At 40.5% G+C, this 22,120-nt stretch carries 18 protein-coding genes; 7 read left to right on the top strand and 11 right to left on the bottom strand.

The genetic code is table 11. The features are described from left to right. Positions 1–31 precede the first annotated feature (31 nt). The 8 genes from MKX55_RS21210 to MKX55_RS21245 all read right to left on the bottom strand — a co-directional run bounded on the left by MKX55_RS21210 (position 32) and on the right by MKX55_RS21245 (position 7,940). Complete coding sequence (locus tag MKX55_RS21210; protein WP_339234778.1) at positions 32–1,201, bottom strand: iron-containing alcohol dehydrogenase; 1,170 nt, start codon at positions 1,199–1,201, stop codon at positions 32–34. An 11-nt stretch (positions 1,202–1,212) separates the two neighbouring features. Next, entirely contained in the window at positions 1,213–1,590 is a 378-nt protein-coding gene (locus tag MKX55_RS21215; RefSeq protein ID WP_042529292.1) for a RidA family protein, read from the bottom strand. Between the two features lie 174 nt (positions 1,591–1,764). Continuing rightward, positions 1,765–2,421 (bottom strand): lysozyme family protein, encoded by a 657-nt coding sequence (locus tag MKX55_RS21220; protein ID WP_339234780.1) that lies wholly within the window; start codon positions 2,419–2,421, stop codon positions 1,765–1,767. Continuing rightward, positions 2,411–2,842, bottom strand: coding sequence for a hypothetical protein (locus tag MKX55_RS21225; protein WP_339234783.1), 432 nt, complete (start codon positions 2,840–2,842; stop codon positions 2,411–2,413). Before MKX55_RS21225 ends, MKX55_RS21220 begins: the two co-directional genes overlap by 11 nt. A gap of 16 nt (positions 2,843–2,858) precedes the next feature. After that, positions 2,859–4,199, bottom strand: coding sequence for an MATE family efflux transporter (locus MKX55_RS21230; protein ID WP_339234786.1), 1,341 nt, complete (start codon positions 4,197–4,199; stop codon positions 2,859–2,861). A 125-nt stretch (positions 4,200–4,324) separates the two neighbouring features. Further along, the gene (locus tag MKX55_RS21235; RefSeq protein WP_339180550.1) at positions 4,325–6,319 is read right to left on the bottom strand and encodes a TRAP transporter permease; all 1,995 of its coding nucleotides are present in this window, start codon (positions 6,317–6,319) and stop codon (positions 4,325–4,327) included. Continuing rightward, positions 6,312–6,854, bottom strand: coding sequence for a DUF1850 domain-containing protein (locus MKX55_RS21240; protein WP_339180551.1), 543 nt, complete (start codon positions 6,852–6,854; stop codon positions 6,312–6,314). Before MKX55_RS21240 ends, MKX55_RS21235 begins: the two co-directional genes overlap by 8 nt. Positions 6,855–6,947: 93 nt before the next feature. Beyond that, the gene (locus MKX55_RS21245; protein ID WP_339180553.1) at positions 6,948–7,940 is read right to left on the bottom strand and encodes a TAXI family TRAP transporter solute-binding subunit; all 993 of its coding nucleotides are present in this window, start codon (positions 7,938–7,940) and stop codon (positions 6,948–6,950) included. Between the two features lie 269 nt (positions 7,941–8,209). Between MKX55_RS21245 and MKX55_RS21250 the strand changes: the two genes are divergently transcribed. Continuing rightward, positions 8,210–8,998, top strand: a complete 789-nt coding sequence (locus MKX55_RS21250; RefSeq protein WP_339234789.1) for a serine hydrolase — start codon at positions 8,210–8,212, stop codon at positions 8,996–8,998. A gap of 55 nt (positions 8,999–9,053) precedes the next feature. Next, complete coding sequence (locus tag MKX55_RS21255; protein ID WP_339234792.1) at positions 9,054–10,316, top strand: hypothetical protein; 1,263 nt, start codon at positions 9,054–9,056, stop codon at positions 10,314–10,316. Positions 10,317–10,385: 69 nt separating this feature from the next. Here MKX55_RS21255 and MKX55_RS21260 read toward each other — a convergent pair whose 3' ends face one another. From MKX55_RS21260 to MKX55_RS21270, 3 genes are all read right to left on the bottom strand, one after another. Beyond that, positions 10,386–13,538: a DEAD/DEAH box helicase gene (locus MKX55_RS21260; protein ID WP_339234793.1), complete on the bottom strand. Its 3,153-nt coding sequence runs from the start codon at positions 13,536–13,538 to the stop codon at positions 10,386–10,388. 5 nt (positions 13,539–13,543) lie between these two features. Then, complete coding sequence (locus MKX55_RS21265) at positions 13,544–14,737, bottom strand: MFS transporter (RefSeq protein ID WP_339180563.1); 1,194 nt, start codon at positions 14,735–14,737, stop codon at positions 13,544–13,546. A gap of 165 nt (positions 14,738–14,902) precedes the next feature. Further along, positions 14,903–15,418: a DoxX family protein gene (locus tag MKX55_RS21270; protein WP_042529269.1), complete on the bottom strand. Its 516-nt coding sequence runs from the start codon at positions 15,416–15,418 to the stop codon at positions 14,903–14,905. 679 nt (positions 15,419–16,097) lie between these two features. On the opposite strand from MKX55_RS21270, the gene MKX55_RS21275 reads away from it, so the two are divergent. The 5 genes from MKX55_RS21275 to MKX55_RS21295 all read left to right on the top strand — a co-directional run bounded on the left by MKX55_RS21275 (position 16,098) and on the right by MKX55_RS21295 (position 22,063). Then, positions 16,098–17,024 (top strand): ATP-binding cassette domain-containing protein, encoded by a 927-nt coding sequence (locus MKX55_RS21275; RefSeq protein ID WP_339180567.1) that lies wholly within the window; start codon positions 16,098–16,100, stop codon positions 17,022–17,024. Between the two features lies 1 nt (position 17,025). Then, a complete protein-coding gene (locus MKX55_RS21280; RefSeq protein WP_339180569.1) occupies positions 17,026–18,255 on the top strand; it encodes an ABC transporter permease in 1,230 nt (409 codons plus the stop codon). A 486-nt stretch (positions 18,256–18,741) separates the two neighbouring features. Next, the gene (locus MKX55_RS21285; RefSeq protein WP_339180572.1) at positions 18,742–19,284 is read left to right on the top strand and encodes a flavodoxin family protein; all 543 of its coding nucleotides are present in this window, start codon (positions 18,742–18,744) and stop codon (positions 19,282–19,284) included. Positions 19,285–19,523: 239 nt separating this feature from the next. Then, positions 19,524–20,681: an N-acetylmuramoyl-L-alanine amidase gene (locus tag MKX55_RS21290; protein ID WP_339234795.1), complete on the top strand. Its 1,158-nt coding sequence runs from the start codon at positions 19,524–19,526 to the stop codon at positions 20,679–20,681. A 122-nt stretch (positions 20,682–20,803) separates the two neighbouring features. After that, on the top strand, positions 20,804–22,063 hold the full coding sequence (locus MKX55_RS21295; protein WP_339180576.1) for a hypothetical protein: 1,260 nt from the start codon (positions 20,804–20,806) through the stop codon (positions 22,061–22,063). Positions 22,064–22,120 lie beyond the last annotated feature (57 nt).

Consider the following 22,120-nt stretch of genomic DNA (forward strand, 5'->3'; position numbering starts at 1 on the left):
TTTGTATAGTCAGACATGATTTCCCGGGAAATTACAGACTTTCTTTAAAAATCTCCAGGGAATCCTTCTTCGTTAAAGCACGATAGTTGCCGAATGTCGGGTTTGCCACCACGGTTTTCTCCGCCATTTCTTCAAGCGTGGACTCGTCTATATCATAATCTGTCAAACTGGATGGCGCACCAAGTTCATTCCAAAATTCACGCAGTTTGTCAATTCCTTCTAAGGCAACTACTTTATCTGATTTCCCTATGGTATCTACGTCAAAGACCCGGACAGCAAGCTGCTTAAAGCGATGTACATTATTCTCATCCAGTACATGCCGCATCCAATTCGGGAATAGGATAGCTAAACCGCCGCCATGCGGAATATCGTGGACAGCAGAAACCGCATGCTCTAAATTATGCGTTGCCCAATCACCCCGATAACCTAAATTCAGCATATTATTTAAGGCCAGTGTTCCGCCCAGCATTGCTGTAGAGCGATAGGCATAATTTTCAGGGTCTGCTAATAGTTTCGGCCCTACATCAATCAGGGTCAACAGAATACCTTCACACCATCTGTCTTGAATCGGTGTATTTTCTTCATGATGAAAATAATGCTCTAATACATGCGACATCATATCTACCAATCCATAAATGGTTTGATCCCGCGGTACAGAGAAAGTATGCACAGGATCCAGAATAGAAAATTTTGGATAGGTATACGGAGACCCCCATCCATGCTTTTCATTGGTTTCCCAATTGGTAATAACAGAGCCCGAATTCATCTCAGAGCCTGTAGCAGCTAAGGTGAGAATCGTTCCAAATGGCAGTGCACCTGCCGGCTTTTCCTTTTTCGTCACTACATCCCACATATCTGCATCCGTTACGGCGCCGACAGCGATTGCTTTGGAGCAGTCAATAGTGCTGCCTCCACCGATAGCCAAGATAAAATCAATTCTCTGTTCGCGGCAAATACGTACGCCTTCCCGTACTGTAGAAATACGCGGGTTAGGTTCTACACCAGAAAGCTCAAACACCTCCGCATTGATTTTTTTCAATTCTTCCAATACACGATCATAGATGCCATTTCGTTTAATACTTCCTCCGCCATATACAATCAGAATACGGCTTCCGTAAGGCTGAATTTCGCCAGCCAGCTTTTCGATTTGTCCTTTTCCAAAGATAAGTTTCGTTGGATTGTGATAGATAAAATTCTCCATATAATCACTCCTTATGCTTTACGGTATGCTACAATATCCATTTCTACAAGAACGTCTTTCGGAAGACGGCTCACTTCCACACAAGCACGTGCCGGATATGGCTCGGACAACGCTGCTCCATAAATTTCATTCACTGTCGCAAAATCCTCCATGGAATTTAAGAAAATCGTAAATTTCACTGCGTTTGCAAAGCTTAACCCCGCTTCATCTAAAATAGCCTGTAAATTTGCTAATACTTGCTTCGTCTGCGCTTCAATTCCTTCTACGACATCCCCTGTTGCCGGATCAATCGGAATTTGTCCGGAAATATAAAGAAAATCTCCTGCTTCGATTGCTTGAGAGTATGGTCCAATTGCTGCTGGTGCATTATTTGTCTGAATAGCTTTCATAAAAAATCATCCTCCGCCTTGTTTTTTTAGTATCCACTGTTGTCATAATCATCAGTTAATTGCTTGGAAATATGCATTGTAGAACGATTCTTTTCATGCACAAAAAAGATATGACAACACTTCTGTATGTAAAAGCTGCTCTGAATCAAGAGCATTTCACATACTGTTATCATATCAGTTTTCCAGTTCCATTTCTATTGCTTCCTTATAGGACATGACAGAAGAAACATAATAAATGTCTCCATAGCATGCATCTAGTTCTTCTGCTTCTTCTCTCCGGCAGGCATAAATGGAAGCCTCCCTTCCCGCCTCTTCATACATATACTGCGAATAAGCAATGGCAGCGTCCTCCGAATAAGGTTCTTCCATTTCCTGTACATAATCAATAAAACCAGGACCAAAATTATAAGCTTGGACTGCTAATGCGGTATCGCCTTCTGCCTGTTCATACACCCAGGCAAAAAAGGATACTCCCTGTTCAATCGAATGCTCTGGATCATCAATACAGCCCCTTTCCCCGCACAGGCTTTCAGAGGATTGCATCGGATCTGTACCTTGCCCGCCAGATTCCTGCATCATCATAGCAAGAATTGTATTTGTCTCCTCCTCAATCCCGTGCTGCTCCGCATACTTTTCCACGATCGGTCTATATTCCCAAATTTGCTGATTCAAAGATGGGACGGGCTTCGACTCTTCCAATTCTGGTCCAGAATGATCCGAAACATAATTGACTAATAAAGAAAGGAAAATTAATCCGAAAACAAATACCAACCCAATTACCATCAAATATTTCAGTAAATCTGCCAGCTGGCGTTTTTTCCTACGTTTCATATTTTTTCTCCTTTACCCATTCACCTATCCTCAGCATCCCCCATATAGAAATACCATATACAATATGTCCGGCCAGCCAGATAAGCCACGCCTCTATACTGTCTATTTCCGGAGTTCGGTCAGATAGCATCGTTGTCGGGAAAATAAGCAGGCCAATCGCAGCATTACAACATATATAAGGCATCAGATTCTGCTCCAGATGTTTCTTTGTTAATAGGCGATAGAGAAACCAGACAATAGCCACAGAAACACCCAAGTGGAAGGAAAACTCTACCCAATCAGGTAAATTCATTCCGCCAATTACGGGAAAATAATCTACATTCATCAGCAGCGTGTAAACAGGAATTGCTGTCCATTGCTGCAAAGCATATAAGAAACTGCCAAGCACACAGCCGGATACAAAACCAACGATCCAAATCATCTATGTTCCTCCCCATTCAAGCATCTGCAAATAGCTTCTTCTCTCTCCATTTCCCAAAACGATAATATAGAATGGCTACTACACTGCTTAAGATAAAGCTTGCTCCTACACCGATTGCAATTCCAATATCACCGAACAGATAAGAGAACAAAGCAGCCAGCGGATAACGCAGTATCCAGAATGAAATGATATTTAATATAAGGATAGGATACATTGCGCCAGCTGCACGAACAACGCCGTTTAAGATAAAATTAATCCCTAAGAACGGGTAGCATAATGCAACAATCTGAAGATATATCGTTCCAAATTGGACTGCTGCCTCATCCTGGATAAATAATTTTACACCATACTCAGCAAAAATGGCGACGATAATGCCGATAAGAAGCATAATAAGAAAATTATAAATCACACCGTACTTCGCCACATCCCTGACTCTTCCCCAATTTTGTGCACCGATGTTCTGACCAGCCATACTGGAAATTGCAATACTCAAAGCATGTGCAGGCAGCATCAATAAACTGTCCAGACGCTGTGCCGCACTATACCCTGAAACAACCGCTTCTCCCTGTGCCGCCACAACTCCGATAATTGCTGCCGCACCGGCAGAAATCACAGCCATTTGCAGGCTGGAAGGAATACCGATATGCAGAATCAATTTAATTTCTTTCCATTTTGGCAGACTTGGTAAGGTAAACGGTGCTAAATCCTTCTTTATAATATAAAGGAAGCCAATTAAAAAGGAAAACCCTTGTGACACAACTGTAGCATAGCCTGCACCAGAGATGCCCCAGCCAAATACATGAATAAACAGCGGATCCAGCACAGTATTCAACAGGACTGCCGCCGTCACAAAATAAAGCGGTGTTTTACTGTCTCCTATTGAACGCAGGACTGTACTTATAAAGTTATAACCGAATAATAAAAGGATTCCCATAAAATTAATTCGCAGATAAGCAGCAGCGTCTGCAGCCATTACGTCCGGCGTGCCCAGCATTGCCAACAGCACGTCTGCAAAGATATATCCTGACACGCCAAGTAATAATGCAATGGACGTCATCAGAACAACAAATGCATTCAAATAACGCTTAAGACCCTCTTCATTCTGCTTCCCCTGCTGCTGTGACAAAATGGTCAAAGCAGCATTATTTAAACCAATAATCAACGAAAGCACCACAAATATAATGCTCCCGGAAATGGCAACCGCACCCAAAGCATTCGCACCAAGCAGATTACCGACCCACAGACTGTCTACAAATTGATACGATGTTTGCAACAGATTTGCCAAAAGAATTGGTCCTGAAAAATAAAAAAGACTTTTCCCGATACTGCCTTTTGTAAAATCATATTTCTTAGCCATTTATTTGCACTCCTGCTCTTTTCTGAACTCATTCTTTCATTATTATAAAGGGTAAAACACAAAAAAAGAAAGAAGGTCTCCTTTTCAGATGAAAATAAGGAGACCTTCTTTTGGAAGCAGCTTTATTAACTGGCTTGCACTCTGCTGTTTCGGTCTGTTTTTTCCCTTGACATGTACTGGATAACAAACATAATAACAAACATAACAAAGCCTATCGTATCAGAATATCCTTCCGGGTAGATTAACAGAAGCCCGGTAACAATCGCTATAATCCGCTCATACCATTTTACATGACGATACCAGTAGCCAATCATTCCGGCACCAATTGCAACCATCCCCAGCATGGCGGTAATTAATGATAAGATAATTTCAAGTGCTGTTGAATCAATCATTAACAATGTCGGATTTAATACAAACATATACGGAATAATAAACGCAGCAATAGCGAGCCTGGTTGCATTCGCTCCCGTACGTATCGGTTCTCCCCCGGATATACCGCTTGCCGCAAAGGCAGCCAGAGCAACTGGCGGTGTAATATCAGCAACAATACCGAAGTAGAATACAAACATATGCGCAGCCAGGATTGGGATAGCAACCTCTAACTCTCCGTTGAGTGCGACAATTGCCGGTAAAGCAATGGTGGATGTAATAATATAGTTCGCTGTCGTTGGTGAGCCCATTCCAAGAATAATCGATGTAATCATGGTAAATACCAATGTCAGCATCAATTGAATCTCTGGTGATGAAGCAATAGTGCCTGCAATGGAAACCAAACTGTTTCCAAGCTTCAATCCAAGCCCCGTTTTCGTAACTACGCCAACAATAATCCCGGCACATGCGGTGGCTGCGGCAACTCCTAATGCTGTTCTAGCTCCTTGCTCCAGAGCAACGATAAATTTAGCCGGCGTAATCCTCGTGTCTTTTCGGAACAGACTTACAATAACTGTAGCCAGAATACCATAAATGGCTGCTCTTTCCACACTCATCCCGATAAACAAGAAGTAAACAATTGCTAAGATTGGCAGCAATAGATGTATCTTTTTTAAAACACCTATTTTACTCGGAATCTCTTCGTCCGGTAAACCGGTTAATCCTGTTCGTTTTGCTTCAAAGTGTGTCATAATCCAGATTCCTGCAAAGTATAAAATAGCTGGAATAATAGCTGCTTTTGCGATATTCCAATAGCTTTCTCCAGCGAATTCAATCATTAAAAAGGCAGCTGCCCCCATAATTGGCGGCATGATTTGTCCTCCTGTAGACGCTGCTGCTTCTACAGCACCTGCAAAGTTCTTTCGATACCCAAGCTTTTTCATCATTGGAATCGTATAAGAACCTGTGGTTACCGTATTCGCAACAGAACTTCCGGAGATGGTCCCATTTAAAGCACTGGAGAAAATCGCTACTTTTGCAGGTCCCCCTACTCTTTTTCCAGCTATCGATATCGCTAGATCATTAAAATAATTTCCTACTCCTGTCTGCACTAAGAAGGCTCCAAATAAAAGGAATAAGAATATATATGTAGACGATACCTGCAACGGAGTTCCCAAAATTCCTTCTGTCGTAAAGAACATTGATTGAATCAGCTGCTCGAGCGACAGACCGCGGTGGGCAAACATTCCTGGTATGTTCGGTCCGAGAAGCGCATAACCAAGAAAGATAAGCGCAATAATGGTAATCGGCAGGCCTACTGCACGTCGGGCTGCTTCTAATACAAGCAAAATCGCCAGTCCGCCTACAAACATTTGTACTGCAGAAATACCGCCAAATTGCTGTACTAAGGTGTCATAAAACACCGGCCAATATCCACAAACTAAGATAGATAACAACATTAAAACATAATCATACCAAGGAATTTTATCCTTTTTCATCCCGCGGACAGCCGGGAACAATAAGAATATAAGTGACAATGCAAACCCTAAATGAATGGTCCGTTGAATATAAGCAGTAAATTGACCAAAAATGCCTGTATATAATTGAAATACAGAGAATGCAATTAAACCAAGAAAAATAACATGAGCCATCTTACCCTTTAAATTTCTTGTTTTTGATTCTGTATCATATTTCTCCAATAATTCCTGCTGTTCTTTTTCTGAAAGTTGATCATGATTTTTGTCACTCATTGATCTTCTCTCCTTCCCAATAATCAAGCAATGTTATTTTATCTACCTTCACTTTGTACCAATCCCCAGGCACAAAATAATCATTGAAAGGTACTTCACAACACTCCTCGATTTGTTTATTATCCTTCCAGGCTAAACGATGATTCGAAACAACTTCTCCATTACGAATATTTAACGATTCAAATTGATGTTTCATATTTTTTATATGGTATTTCCCATCCTCATAAACAAATTCTTCTCCTTCGCCCGCATTATTTGGCATGCCAATACCAAACTCTTCATAAATTATTTCATATTGCTCGATCATTAAGTCATCTGTTACTCGATATTTCTCCACAACATCTGTTAAATGAATGGAGTGAGTGAACGTAATCGAGAAATGCTCATTCTCTTTTAAAGGTAAAAAAGCCGTCAATTCTCCGGATTCGCCATCGTTAAAAACTAACGCTGTCTGAATCGGATAATTCACGCCAAAACCAATTCCTCCTCCTATCAGGAGTAATACCAGAAGAAGCTTTAACCGCTTTCTCCACATTTCACATCACCTATTTATACAAGCTGTGCTCTGTAAAAAAGCCGGCAGCCTATCCCTGCATATTCTTGGGTGGAGCCGGCTTATTTCATTTATTTATTCGATACCTTCTTCATCAAAGTACCTCTGTGCACCTGGATGCACTTCAATATCAATTCCGTCTAATGCGGTATCTTTTGTGATAAAGGATGCTTTATCATGCGCCATCCCTTCTGCATTTTCATATATTGCTTTGGTCATCTCATAGACGAGGTCTTCAGATAAAGAACTGCTTACAGCCAATGCCGCTAATACAGCAACTGTTTCCACATCTTCACTTAGACTGTAAGTACCTTCTTCAATCGTATCTGCAGCATAGTAAGGATACGCTTCCGTAAGCTCATCGATTTTATCCTGAGCAATCGGGACAATAGATACATCTACAGAAGCAGCCAAGCCCTCTACCGCACCTGTAGGCGTTCCCGATGTAATAAACGCGGCATCAATATTGCCATCCTGGATTCCTCCGGTAGATTCACCAAAGTCCAGGTTTTGAGCATCAATATCATCGATTGTCATATCGTGTACTTCCAGGATTTGTTCGGCATTGATAAATGTACCTGATCCAGGAGCACCAACAGAAACGGTTTTTCCTGCCAGGTCTTCTACCGATTCAATTCCAGAACCCGCCGTCGTTACAATTTGAACCGTCTCCGGGTATAAAGAACCCATTGCCTGTACATTTTCAACAGGTTCATCAAAAGCGTTGATTCCTTCTACAGCATGCGCTACCACATCTGTTTGTACAAAAGCAACGTCTAAATCACCATTTTCAATTGACATCACGTTTTCTGCTGAAGCATTGGAAGAAATCGCATCTGCTGTTACATCTGTATTATCCGAAATGATGGTTGCCATTTCTCCTCCCAGCGGATAATAAGTTCCACTTGTTCCGCCGGTAGCAATCTGAATCATTTCCGGATCTGTACTCGGATCTCCAGCTTCCTCGCCGCCATCGTCTGCATTGCCGTCGTCACCGCCGCCGCAGGCTGCTAATAATAACAATAACGCAAAAATAAGTGCTAGCGGGCTTAACCAATTCTTTTTCATCTAAAAGTCCCCCTTTTACAAAAAAGTATCGTACTTGTAATAAGTTTACAATATTAGTAACATAAACGTCAAATTATTCTCAAAACAGGAAACGATTACATATACAATTTTAAAAATATTCATTACTTTAAACATTCTTTTTACTGTATGATATATAGTGCGAAAACATGCTGTATACTTTTTTTAAGCGATTTCCAAGTATTTCTTGACTACTTTTTGAATATTCCATAAGATTAACATAACCCACTTTCCAACGAGGTGATAAAACATTGTCACTAAAAATGTTAAAGCATGCTATTTATTCCATAAAGCCTTTACCGCCAGTAAAAATATGCTATTTGATTCAATCCGGAGAAAATGAAATCGCTTTTAATGAAAACAAGCCGCTTCGTTCCGCCAGTATTATTAAATTGTTTATCCTTGCCGCTGCCTATTATGAAGAAGAGAAAGGAAAGATTGATTTATCTAAACAGGTGCATCTCTCCTCCTCCGATATGGTCGGCGGTGCGGGAATTATTCCTTATTTATCAGATAAGCAGACCTATACATATCAGCAGCTCCTCGAATTAATGATCATTGTCTCTGATAATACCGCTACAAATGCAGTGATTGATTTCATCGGTTTAGATACTATCCATGCATTTATTCAACAAATAGGCGGAAAGCATACGAAATTAGAGCGAAAGCTGATGGATGATGCAGCAATAAAGCTCGGATTGGAGAATCGGACGAGCTGCTATGATGTCATGCTTCTGCTGGATTTATTGACAGAGCCAAATAACGTACTGCCAAAACACCGTCAGGAGCAAATGCTGACTATCTTGAAAAATCAGCAGTTCAACAGTAAACTGACTGCTTTTTCTGCCTACGATTCCTCCATCAAGACATTTCATAAAACCGGGGAACTGGCCGGGGCAGAGCACGATGCAGCTATTTTTCAAACAGCGGATAAACAGCTCAAAGCAGTTATGCTGACAGAAGGATGGATGAACAATGGAGAGGGACAGCAATTTCATCAGAGAGCAGGAGCACATATCTATCATTATTTGAAAAGTTAAGCAGTCATGCCTCTTTTCTTATAAAAAATACAGCTATCTGTAAGGGGGGAAACAAATGAATATAACACTAGGGGTTTTAGGAGAAAAAACAATCGTTCAAAGAGTACAAGAAATCGCGGAACAATTTCCATCTATTGACGTCCTCCCTTTTATATTATCTGAATCATGCAATGCTGCAGTTCGGGCAGAGGGGGCCATGATGTGTGACGCACTTCTTTTCACTGATTACAGTTCCTACAGTGAAGCTTTAAAACAAAAGCGTCAGCAAATCATGCTTTATATCGCTTACGATGAATATAGTATTTTGTCATCTATCTTACGTATTGGACAGCTTTCTAAGAAAAAATGCATATCCATCGATTATCCGGAAGATATAAAGCACATTGATTTCAAGGATGATATCGCCATGACAGAATATGATTTTATTTCGGCCAGCTATACCAAGCAGAGCTGTTTCAATGTTCAAATGCTGATTGATTTCCATAAGGATCTATTTTTACAGAAAAAAATAGATTTGATTCTGACCTCGAGAAGAGATGTCTATAACGGGCTTTTCCAGGAAGCTTTACCCGTTCATTATATTCCAATGCCTGATAAACGTATTTATCAGGCATTGGAAAAAGTAGTACAAACACTGGAGGTACAGAAGCATTCAACCGGCCTTGTAGTAACAGGTATTTTATTTTTAAAAGAAAGCCTCCCTATCCATATGCATCATCAAATACATACAGAAGTCAGAAAATATGTCAGTACATTTTGTCAAAAGTATGAGGCTATACTTTTACCGAATAAAGATAATCATTATTTTATCATCGGTACAAGCAAGCTGATTAAAGTGATTAAAGAAAACTATCGTGACTTTCCCTTTATCGATGAGGTAGAAAAGCTTGCCGGCTGTTCTATTGGACTGGCATTTGGACTTGGATTGAATCCTCTTTCTTCCCAAAAAAATGCGTTTATGGCCCTGGAAGCCTGCCGTAATGATCGGCATAGCCTCAGCTATCTGGTTAATGAATGTCAGGAAATCATTGGCCCTATCGGCCAGCGGAAACATATCGACACCAATAAATTATTTCATGAGCTTGTTCATCAGGCCCGCTTAAACAATGAATTATCTTATCTTTTTATTCAATTTATTGTTGAACGCAATAATGAACCATTCTCTTCAAACGATATTGCAATATTTTATCAGGTCAGCAAGCGCAGTGCCGAACGGACTGTAAAAAAATTGCTGTCCGGAGAGATTATTAAAATTTCCGGCAAGGAAAGTCCCTATTCGAAGGGAAGACCCAGAAAGCTGTTCAGTTTAAATCAATAATTCCAAACAAAAAAGACGGAGCATGGCCGTCTTTTTTGTTATTTAGAAAGGAATATTCTACATTGATGTCTACAAACTTAAAAGTTCTTTAATATCATCCTCGCTTAGAGAAGAAAGCATCGTTTCTCCAGGCTGAATGACCTGATCAATTAATTCTCTTTTCTTTTGCTGCAGCTCATAAATTTTTTCTTCAATCGTGCCTTCTGTCACCAGACGGATGACCTGCACCACATTCTTCTGTCCGAATCGATGCGCTCTCCCAGTCGCTTGGTCTTCTACGGCCGGGTTCCACCATAAATCATATAAAATAACCGTATCCGCACCAGTCAAATTCAGACCAGTCCCTCCTGCCTTCAGGGAAATAAGGAATATTCCTTTTTCTCCCTGATTAAATCGTTCGCTCATTTCGACACGATTTTTAGAAGGGGTTTCGCCACTCAGATAAAAGTAGTCATGCTCTGCTGCCTCTAACCGTTCGCGAATAATGTCTAACATGCTGGTAAATTGGGAGAAGATAAGCAGTCTTTTGCCGTTGTTGATTGCTGTTTCTACTGTTTCCATCAGCTGCTCCAGCTTGCCGGATCTTCCTTCATAGTTTTCGACAAACATGGAAGGATGACAGCAGATCTGGCGCAGTCTCGTTAATCCTGCTAAAATCTTCATTCTATTCTGCTGGAAAGAATCCTCCTGCATGGACATCGCTGCTTCCTGCTGCAGCTTCCTTAAATAACCGACATATAAATCCTTTTGATCATTTGTTAATTCCGAAATATGCACGGATTCGATTTTTTCCGGAAGCTCTTTGAGCACATCCCGCTTCAAACGCCGTAAAATAAACGGTTTTGTAATGGCGGCTACTTTGCTGGAATCAAGCTGCCTAAATGTCTTCTGATCCGGCATTAATCCAGGCAGGACTACCTGAAAAATGGACCACAGCTCTTCAATCGAATTCTCAATCGGTGTGCCGCTTAACGCAAACCGCCGTGTAGCATGAAGTGTACGGATGGCTTTCGAGGTTTTCGTCTGATAGTTCTTAATATACTGCGCCTCATCCAGCAATAATGTTTGGAACATAATCTCTTGATAATAGTCAATATCCTGACGCAAGGTTGCATAAGAAGTAATCCAGACATCTGTCTCTGAGGCGCTTTCCATTCGCTTATGCCTCTCCGCCGGCTGCCCGGTCAAAATAACCGATGTTAAGTGCGGGGCAAACTTCTCCAGCTCACTTTTCCAGTTATATACTACAGAAGATGGAACTACAATCAGATGCGGGCCGACAGGATTCTCTTCCGTTTCAGACGTAATATAGGCGATACTCTGCAAGGTCTTTCCCAGCCCCATATCATCTGCCAGAATTCCGCCGAGCTGATACTGACTCAGAGATTTAAACCATTGGTAACCAACCTTCTGATAAGTTCGCAAGGAGGCCTGCAGGTTTTCAGGCAGTTCATAAACCTGTTCCTCCGGCGACTTCAAATGGCTTAATAATTCTCTGAAATTCGAATCATACTGTTTTTTTGTATCGAGCAGCTCATCCAGCTGGGCACCGCGATATACCGGCATCTGTACCTGACCGTCCTGAACGGCATCCTTATCCATTCCCAATCCGTCAAAAAACCGCTGGATGGAAGCAAATTCTTCCGTATCCAAATCCAGCATTTGACCGGAATTCAAACGAAAATAGCGTTTCTTTTCAATCACAGCCTGAAGAACTCGATTAATTTCATTATCGTCTACTCCATCAATGGAAAAACCGATTTCTAATAAATTATTTTGCCCCTCCATCCGGACACTCGTGCTCGGCTGCGGATCATAATCAAAGAACAGCCTTTTAAAATCGCTGGACAGAAACAGTTCTACATCCTTATCTAAGGAAGGTAAAATCTTATATAAGAAATAATAGAGGTCTTCTTCATCCACAGACATATAAAGTTCTCTGCCATTATATTTGAAATTTGCTTCTTCGATATGCTGCATAATAAGACTTTCTTTATCCACATCCCGAATCAGCATCACATCCGTATCTTTTTTTCCTTGAAAGGGGTCAATCACATGTGTGCCATAATGATATTCCAGACGCCCGACAATTAAATCCTCCCGTAATTCTAAATAGCATCTTGCTTTTAACGGCTCCTTGATGACCTCATCCGCAATACGTTCATCTAATTGAACCTGGCCGACTGTCTCCAGCGCCGGCATAATTTCAGAGAGAAAGGTATCTGTCTGTTCAACAGGAACATCAAAGTAAATATTCTCTAAACGAAACATTTCCAATTCCTTCAAAACAGGAACTTGCTCTCGTTTAGGAAAATAGAAAACACCGTCTAAAAACAATACATCATAGTTAGGGAAGAATGTCATTTCATTTCCCTGCTGCAGATTAAGCGAGATATGCTGATCGTTTTTCATAACGTCAAATTGAAAAGGCAGCTCTCCGTCAACGATTTGCACCTCTTTATATTCTTCCCGCTCTGTTTTCACAGCCGTTTCCCGTTCCATTAATTTATATAATAAATTTTTTGCAAGTACCGGCGGAATCAGAAGATACCTTTCACTGCTTTTTTTCCCTGCATAATTATAGGAATCATACAGGTCAGCACTCTTGCTTGCCTGATACAGCAGCTCAAAAATCTCTTGATCTGCTTCTTCCACGACATGCTTCCCTGCTTGAAATGTAAACTTTTTAGAGAAATAATGATCTCTTTTTCTAAAATAATTTTCTAAGAAGTCCGCTGCATTCTTTACCACATAGCGATGCTTCTCGCCAATTTTCAATTCAACCTGCAAATGTCTCAAATAAGACCAGCTTACAATATACTCTACCTTTACCGGATGCTGATAAGAAGTGTTTTCTGTGACACTTCTCGTTCCCCGGATAGCTTCCATAAAACGATTTAAACGATAGTGATTTACTTTCGGTTTCACATCACTGTTTTCATAGCTTTGAACCGCTAATAAGGCGGCTACGATGTGCTTGCAATAGCCGTACACCTCAAATGCAGGACAATCGCAATGCATGTCGATGGAACCCTGCTGCAAATCATTAGTATTCACTTCTACAAAGTAATCTTCTGTACCCTGGACTGTTGCCGACCAAGTCAACTGATTCGGATTATACATTAAATCCTTTACTTTATTGGTTCTAAAGTAATTCAGACCACGACGGTAAAAATTATCAGGAAACGCATTTTTTATATTGATATCTTTAATTTGTTTCAAATCTGTTAACCCACCTTTATGTTGTCAGATGATTTCCCAAGGGCAGTAAATACATAAATCAGTATGGAAATAACGATAGAGCCTGCTGCTATTAAATAGATAGATGTATAGTTAAGCATAGCTGCAATCTGCCCGAACAAAATTGCCCCGACGCCGACTCCAAGATCAAAACAGGAAAAGAAGGTCGCATTTGCCATTCCTTTCCGGTCAGCTGGCGCCCGATTGACCGCCCATGCCTGCAGGGCAGGCTGTACTGCCCCAAATCCCAGTCCAAATAAAGCTGCTGCTGTCAATAAGACAGTTATGTTGGGCAGCCAGGCTAAGAGAAGCATAGACAGGAATATAAGCGAAACTGCCGGCAGAAAAATCATTTTATGACCTTTTCTATCATATAGTCTGCCCGAAAACAGCCGCGAAACCATAATAAATACTGCAAAAATAAAGAAATAGATTTGAATCCCCTCTACGCCTCTTTCCTGCGCATGCAGAGGCAGAAATGTCGCTATTCCACCAAATGCAAAGGTAATAAAAAATAGCAGAATCGATGGCTGCAGGGCGCTTTTTTCCAGTACGTCAAAGCGCGCAACCTTTGTTTGATGAGCCGGGTCAACTTTTTTATAGCGGATGCGCATGGCAAAAAGAAACGCCACTACACCACCAAATGCACATAGTAAAAAAAGCTGCTGATAGGAGATAAGCACAACCAGCGTCAGGCCTAAACTTGGTCCGAAAGACAACGCAATATTTCCGGATAAACCAAAATAGCCCATTCCTTCCCCTCTCCGCTTTGGCGGGATCAAATCGGTTGCTATTGTTCCTCCGGCTGTTGTTGAAAATCCCCAGCCGATACCTTGAATAATTCGTATTATAATTAAAATTAAAATGCTCGCTGTAAACGCAAATGCTCCTACAGAGAGAACAAAAATCCCTAATCCGATTAAGTAAACAAACCCTCTCCCCTTATTTTCGAGCGCATGCCCGGCATAGGGACGTATCAGGAGGGCAGAAAACGTAAAAATACCTACAATGATTCCCACCATTTGATCGCTGCCGCCAAGATCCTTCACAAACAGAGGTATGGTAGGTATTGTCATTTGAAAACCTAAGAAAATAAAAAAGTTCGCTATCCAAATATATAAAAAATCCCGCGAAAAAATCTTATCATTCTGCGAGACGGCTTGCGCTTGAACCGACGACATAAACATCCTTCTTTCATTTTGTCATTCCTAAGCTATTATACAGGAGTTTCTCAGCAAATAACATGAAAAGAATTTGGAGGAGGTTCTTCCGCCCCATAAAAAATACAGGAGAGCGGGGGTATCCTGCTCTCCTGTATTTTTTATATTTTTATTTAATCCGCTGCTTTAAGCTGCATTGGTTTCAGGCTGTTTTCCTTTTCTCACACGCTGATTCCAGGTTTCTTTAAGATAAGGCATTACCCAGCGGTCCAGACCATATCTTCCAGCATTTGCACCAGCGATAGCAATGAAGATTCCTAAGATAGCCATTTGCGGGTTTGTAGAGAATGTTCCGCTTAGCAAGAAAGAGAAGTTCATCACAACGCCCATAAGAGCAGCAAGGTTTGTAAAAATACCTAAGATTAGTCCAAGTCCAACCAGTACTTCTCCCCACATAACAAATACAGAAAATAGTCCAGCGTTCGGAATTGCTACAGTTTCAAGAAATGTTGCCCACCAGCCCTGTACAGCCGGGTTTTCTCCAGTTGTTTGTGCAATAGCACCTTGCAAATAACCACCTGCATCAAATTCACCGCCTACAATTTTGCCCCAGCCAGAGGTCAGCCATCTAAATCCAAGATAAAGTCGAATAATCACCCAAAGCCCCGCAACGTACTTGTTTGTTCTTAAAAAATTCATCATGTCAATCTCTCCCTTTATTTAATAAAATAATTTGTTTTTAACATGTTCACTGTTTCACATTTATTTAAAGAGGATATCCTTTAGTACACTTTTATAATATCATGCAGATACGCATCAGTAAATACTAATTTGTGAATTTATTCACATTTTATTCCGAATATGAACAAATGATGAAGGTAAATTATGGATAATTTATATCTACATAAACACGGATATTTTATTCGCTCTTTTCTTTTACTTTTTAAAATGAAACACACCCCTCATGGATTTTAAATATGCACATTTCCCTATACCGTTTGGTAGTAAATTAAAAAATACCATATATTAATGAGTCAACACCAAAATCTATGATTGGAAAATATAATTAAATGTGATAAAAACAACTAGCTAGCGACAGTTTTAATGAGATGAGTAATCGCATCGGTCGCACTAAACTGACAACATTGCTGCGATTACTCATCCCATTAAAAACATTTGTACGTTGGAAAGCGGAGCGGTTGGTTGCAGGAGCGATACACAATCATCAATTCCAAAAAGGAAGGAGGATAACTGACGGACAATTCTCCGTAATAAATTACCAGTAATAATCATTTTTTTGAAACCATTCAAACAGGGTTTCCGTACAATAAAATAAGAAGAATTTTCCGTTTTTATAATGGGATGAACGAGGAGTGTTTATATGAAGACCTTATTAACCGTTCAGAACCTTAAAAAATCTTTTAAGGATAAGGAAGCTTTAAAGGGAATTTCCTTTGAAGTAAACCGCGGCGAAATCATGGCTATACTAGGGCCAAACGGGGCGGGTAAATCTACCACGATTCGTAATATTATGGGTATCATGTATCCGGACAGCGGGGAAGTTCACTTCCATCAGCAGTCGGGAGAAGCCATTCCTAAATCTAAAATTGGTTATCTTCCTGAAGAAAGAGGCCTCTATAAAGATGTCAAGGTGATGGATATTCTCTTATACCTTGCTGATTTAAAGAATTACCCTTTAGATAAAGCAAAGGAACGCATCTTAACCTATTTAAAGAAATTTGATTTAGAAGGAAAGGAAAACACCTCTGTCGAAGAACTCTCCAAAGGAATGAGTCAAAAAGTACAATTTATCGGTTCTATTCTTCATGAACCAGACCTGCTCATTCTGGATGAACCTTTTTCCGGTCTCGATCCAGTCAGTCAAGAGATTTTCAAAGATGAAATCGCTTCTTTAGCTGCGAACGGAACGGCCATTCTGCTTTCATCACATCAAATGAATCTTGTGGAGCAGATGTGTGACCGGCTTTTTATGATACAGCATGGCCAGAAAGTGATTTATGGCACGTTGGACGAAGTTAAAAAGCAATATGCCAATTTCAAATGCATCTTGCATGGTGAGAATCCGCCCGCTCTGCTGGAGAAAATCCCTGAAGTCGACCGGATTGAGCATAATGGCAGCCGTTCGATTCTCCATCTGCAAAAAGGGGTCATCCCTCATTATTGGCTAAAGCAATTACCTGCAGAATTAGATGTACAAGAGCTACATATTAACCGTATTTCTCTGCACGAAATTTTTATTGATATTGCTACAGATAAGCATCTTATCTCTCAGGAAGGAGGTGCCTGAAATGCAGAACTCGCTAAAAGTAGCAAAATGGGAAATAAAACGGAATTTAAAAAATAAAACATTTGTCATCGGATTATTTATTACACCGGCTTTATTTATTTTATTCTTCTTCCTCGCCTCTTTATTTTCTTCAGATTCAGATGAAGCTGAAACTATGACAGTCTATGTAAATGATGACATAGGAATATATGAAGACATCGAGGCGATTAATGAAGAACGTGGTTTTGACTGGGAGCTTCACTCTACTGATACATTAAAATCGGAAGTAACAGAAGTGAATGAGCCTTATACAGCGTATCTGTTTATTAATGAACAATCCTTGGAGGAGAACCGAATCGCCACTTATACAAGCGAGGAAGCTGATCCATTATTTCCTGGGCAATTACAGGCGTTAAGCGGACCCGTCCAGGTAATGAAAGCGAAAGACTCTGGTCTCAGTGAACGGGAAATAAACCAGCTGCTTGAGCCTGTTTCCTTCGCAGAGGGCACTAACCAGGATGAAGCAGCGACAAGCGAAGGCAGTGGGATTGCTTCCCTGGAGGATCCTTGGGAAAGTATCCTGCCAGGTGTTTTTGCCGGGGTAATCATGCTTTCCATCACTTTTACAGGGATGGCTATTTTTCAAAGTGCTTCCCAAGAGAAAAAAGATAAGATTGCAGAGATTATTTTATCCTCTCTAACACCATCCGAGCTGATGCAGGGGAAAATTATCGGTTATTTTATCTTAGGTCTTATTCAAGTTACAGTCTATATTGCCGTCCTGCTGCCGTTTATTATCTGGCAGACAGAAGTTCCGGTTTTAGAATACCTGCTTGTCCCGAGAACGCTTCTATTTGTATTTATCGCTCTCTTGAGCTATCTGATGTTTGCAGCCATTTTCGTCGGCGTCGGTGCAACCATGTCGGATGTGTCCAGTGCTGGTAATCTGCAAGGTTTTGTAATGATGCTTCCATTTTTGCCATTTATCATTATTGGACCGGTAATCAGTAATCCGGATGGTATCCTTGCTACCGTGAGCACCTACATTCCATTCACAGCACCTTCTGTATTGCTCATGCGGTTGACCATGCTGGATGATTGGCCTTGGATAGAGATTATGATTGCCTTTGCTGTGATTATTTTAAGTATCCTTCTTTTTATGAAGATTGCCGGGAAAATTTTCAAAGTCGGAATTCTTTTATATGGAAAGAACGCCACACCAAAAGAAATCTGGAAATGGATTCGTATGTAGAGCTATTTTCGGGCTCACTACCATGGCAGCACCCTTTTTTTCAGCGCCCAGGGCCAGATGCAGCCGATTCTAATTACGAAGGAAACACCACAATATCATATGATGATAAAACAGAGACAGAAGCAGTTCATCCTGCTCTCCTGCCTCTGTTTTTTTCGTTCATGCATACACTGACAAGGTCATACATATTCTTTATCATATTGCTTTTTAAGTAAAAATCTAAAAATCTAAAAATCTTCATACTAAATAAATGATAGAATCCCTTCCATTCATTGCAAGCTGCTATCTTTATTTCCTCTCCCCCGCTTCTTCATTTATCATGGAGAACTGCCCGTAAACCCCGTCTCACCATAAAGAGTGAATTTAAATTTATTCAGGCGGGAGAGAACAGATATGGACTCCCTGAATTATTCAGGCTAATTCAGCTGGAGAGGAGCAACAACTCCTGCTGCATGAAGTTTCGTTTTATATAGAAGGAGGATGTTTATGAGTACGATTGTGTTTCATGGATCAACACGCCAAAACAGTAATACAGAAATATTAACCTATGAAGCTGTGCCTAAAAGTCAGGGCACGCACGTTTATTTACGTGACTATATTATTCATCCCATCATTGATCAAAGACATGATATGAATGGATTCACCCCAGTAAATGACGATCATACAAAACTTATTGATATGCTGTTAGAACATGATACGCTTGTTTTTGCCACCCCTATTTATTGGTATAGTATGTCCGCTCTTATGAAGCTGTTTATTGATCGCTGGTCGCAAATCTTAAGAGATTCAGATTATCCTGATTTCAGAGAAAAACTGTCTCAAAAGAAGGTATATCTAATTATCGTCGGGGGTGACAATCCATTTATTAAAGGGCTGCCGCTTATTCAGCAATTTCAATATATATGTGACTTTTATAAAATGCATTTTGCGGGATATGTGATTGGAAAAGCCAGTAAACCAGGTGACATATTACATGATAAAAGAGCTTTTAAAGCTGCTTCCACACTGCTTTCTTTTACGGATGACTAGGATTACAATCCTTTCCTGTTGATGACGCCAACAGGGATTTATCAATTAAATATAAATAATTCCCTTAATGAAAGAATTGTTATTATTTTCCCAAAATAACTACTTAATCCTAAATGAATCTAAAAATGCTAGTCTTATTTAATTATTTTTCCCTTTCCAGGTTTAAACTCTTCTATGTTTAGGCTATTCTATTAGTATCCAATCATGTAATTCATTTTAGTCATCTAGAGGAGGATTCAATGGAAAAGAAAACAAAGAAGATTTATCTATTGGCTGCAATATTATTTATACTTAGTTTTTTCTTGCCGAATGCAAGCTTGGCAAATGGCGACAGTTATGAAGTAAGCTCTGCTGTGTTAAACATCCGAAGCGAGCCGTCTAACGATGCGTCTCTGGTTGGTCAGTTTACAAAGGGAGATAAGGTGAATGCGTTTGACGAACAGCATGGTTGGGTTCAGACTTATTATGGCGGTGAACCTGTATGGGTCGCCAAGCACCATCTTATTTCAACTGGCGGCCCCAGTCAGGAAGAAGCTCCAGCTGCAGAAGAAACAGTAAATGAAGAACCGGCTGCAGAGCCGGCTGTAAATTCTTCCGGATCAGTGACTGTTTCTGCTGACAGCATTTATGTCCGGTCCGGTCCGAGCACATCAGATACGATTATTTCCTATGCTTATCAAGGAGATTCCTTTGATGTCAACTCCACTTCAGCGGATTGGATTGAGATTTCCTTAGGCAACGGCGAAACAGGATGGATTGCTTCCTGGCTGACAACAGATGGAAGCAGCAGTGAAGAAGCAGCAACAGAAAATACTGCTCCAACTGTCGAAGCAGCTCAGACACAGTCCAGCAGCTCTGGTTCTCTATCCGGACACACCATTGTCATTGACCCTGGTCATGGCGGGAAAGATCCGGGAGCCATCGGATTAAATAATATCTATGAAAAAGATGTTGTCACCTCTACAGCAGATTATGTTGTGCAGCAGCTGGAAGAAGCCGGAGCAAATGTAATCATGACCCGAAATGGCGATTATTTTGTTTCATTAGACGAAAGAGCACGAATCAGTAACAGCTATAATACCGATGCTTTTATCAGTTTACATTATGATAGTTTCTCTGCTGTGCCAGTGAGCGGAGTAACAACTTATTACAACTCTGATTCTGATGCTGCTTTAGCCAGCTCACTTAACAGCACTCTGTCTTCTACTGTTTCTCTGCCATCCAGAGGCACACAACAGGCGGGATATAAAGTGCTCGAAAACACAAATGCGCCATCTGTGCTGATTGAACTTGGCTATATTACCAATCCGCATGACCTAACCGTTGTGCAGACAGGTGACTATCAATCTAGCGTAGCCCGCGCAATTACCAATGGACTTATTAATCATTTAAATTAATAGGATGAAACGGCTTCGAAAATACTTCGAAGCCGTTTTTTCATGCTGATGCATTTCTTTAGAATGAGAAGATAGCATGTTATACTTTAATCAATCTATAAGTCAAAAAGCGAGGTATACCTATGCATCCTGCTACAAAACAAATAATTGAAACAACACGTGAACAATTTCAACTGACTGATTTTTATTTAGAAAACTATGATTTCGTTCAGCATGAGGAAGACCAAATTCATTTAAGTATGACTTGGCTCCCAAATGGAATAGATAAAACCGATGATTTAAACCCGGCTGGAACTGTTGAAATAGCTGTGGATACCGACACAAAAAAACTGAATCATATTATTTTTGTGAAGGGAGAAAATCGGTTACCTGCTGAGTTATTTCCACAAGCGGATAACATGGAAGCCATGATTGAATGGATAGAGGAGCAGACCCAATTAGATTACGGCAGACAGTTCAAGCTTGTAAATGAAGCAAAAGAAAAAATTGTTTTCCACGCTGCTGTGGATAATATCAGACTTTTCCCCGGAGGAACAATCACGATTTCTTTTAATGAGGAAGGAATGTTATCAAGCTTCTATATGCATGGAAAGTTTGCGGATGAATCACAAATTCAATGGGAGCCTTTTAATTTAGTAGATGAGGTTATCTATCCTCTGGCAAGGCAGCATTGTAAGCTTATTGAAGTCCCGGACGAATTGACTGCTGCTTGGAAGCCGTTCTATGTTATATCCAGCTTCCTTATTCCAAATCGAATTCCTGATTCTATTATCTATTTCAATCAGGCAGAGAACAATCTTTCTTACACACCTCTTGATACGATTTTAACCTGGGAGGAGCCTTCCACGGAGAGATTAGAGAAAAAGGAAATCGATTTAAAGCATACCTTTACAGAGGAGGAAGTTTTTCAAAAGAACATAACTCCAGATAACAATAGGCCCATTGAGAAGGACACCATAGAGAAGATGGTAACCGAGATTACGGATATGCTGCGGAAGGAGTTTCCAAACGACAGCGGGCGTTGGCGCCTGACTTCTGTAAAACGTGACAGTGGGTATTTATTAGCAAGGTTGGACCCTGCAGCACCTGTACCAAAGGTTCTTTATCCATCCTTGAAGCTGTTGATCAATCCAGAGACATTACAAGTTGATAATTACATGGACACAGCAGCGTTATTGGAAGCTTTTGATTTCCTTGCTGATGCGGAAGCAGTAAAAGTGGATACAGAAGCAGCTGCCGGGCGTTTATGCGAGCATATCGAAGTAGAACCTGTATATGTTTATGATAAGCAAACAAAAATGTATCAATTATGCGGAAAGGTAACAGGCGGTTCCTATGCTATCGATGCCGTTACAGGAGAACTATCCACGATAGACGAGTAGTGTTGTGAATAAGTTATAAATTTATCCACAGGTTTATTTTTCTGAAATACGAAAGAA

The organism is Oceanobacillus sp. FSL W7-1281 (assembly GCF_037969835.1).
Classification (GTDB): domain Bacteria; phylum Bacillota; class Bacilli; order Bacillales; family Amphibacillaceae; genus Oceanobacillus; species Oceanobacillus oncorhynchi.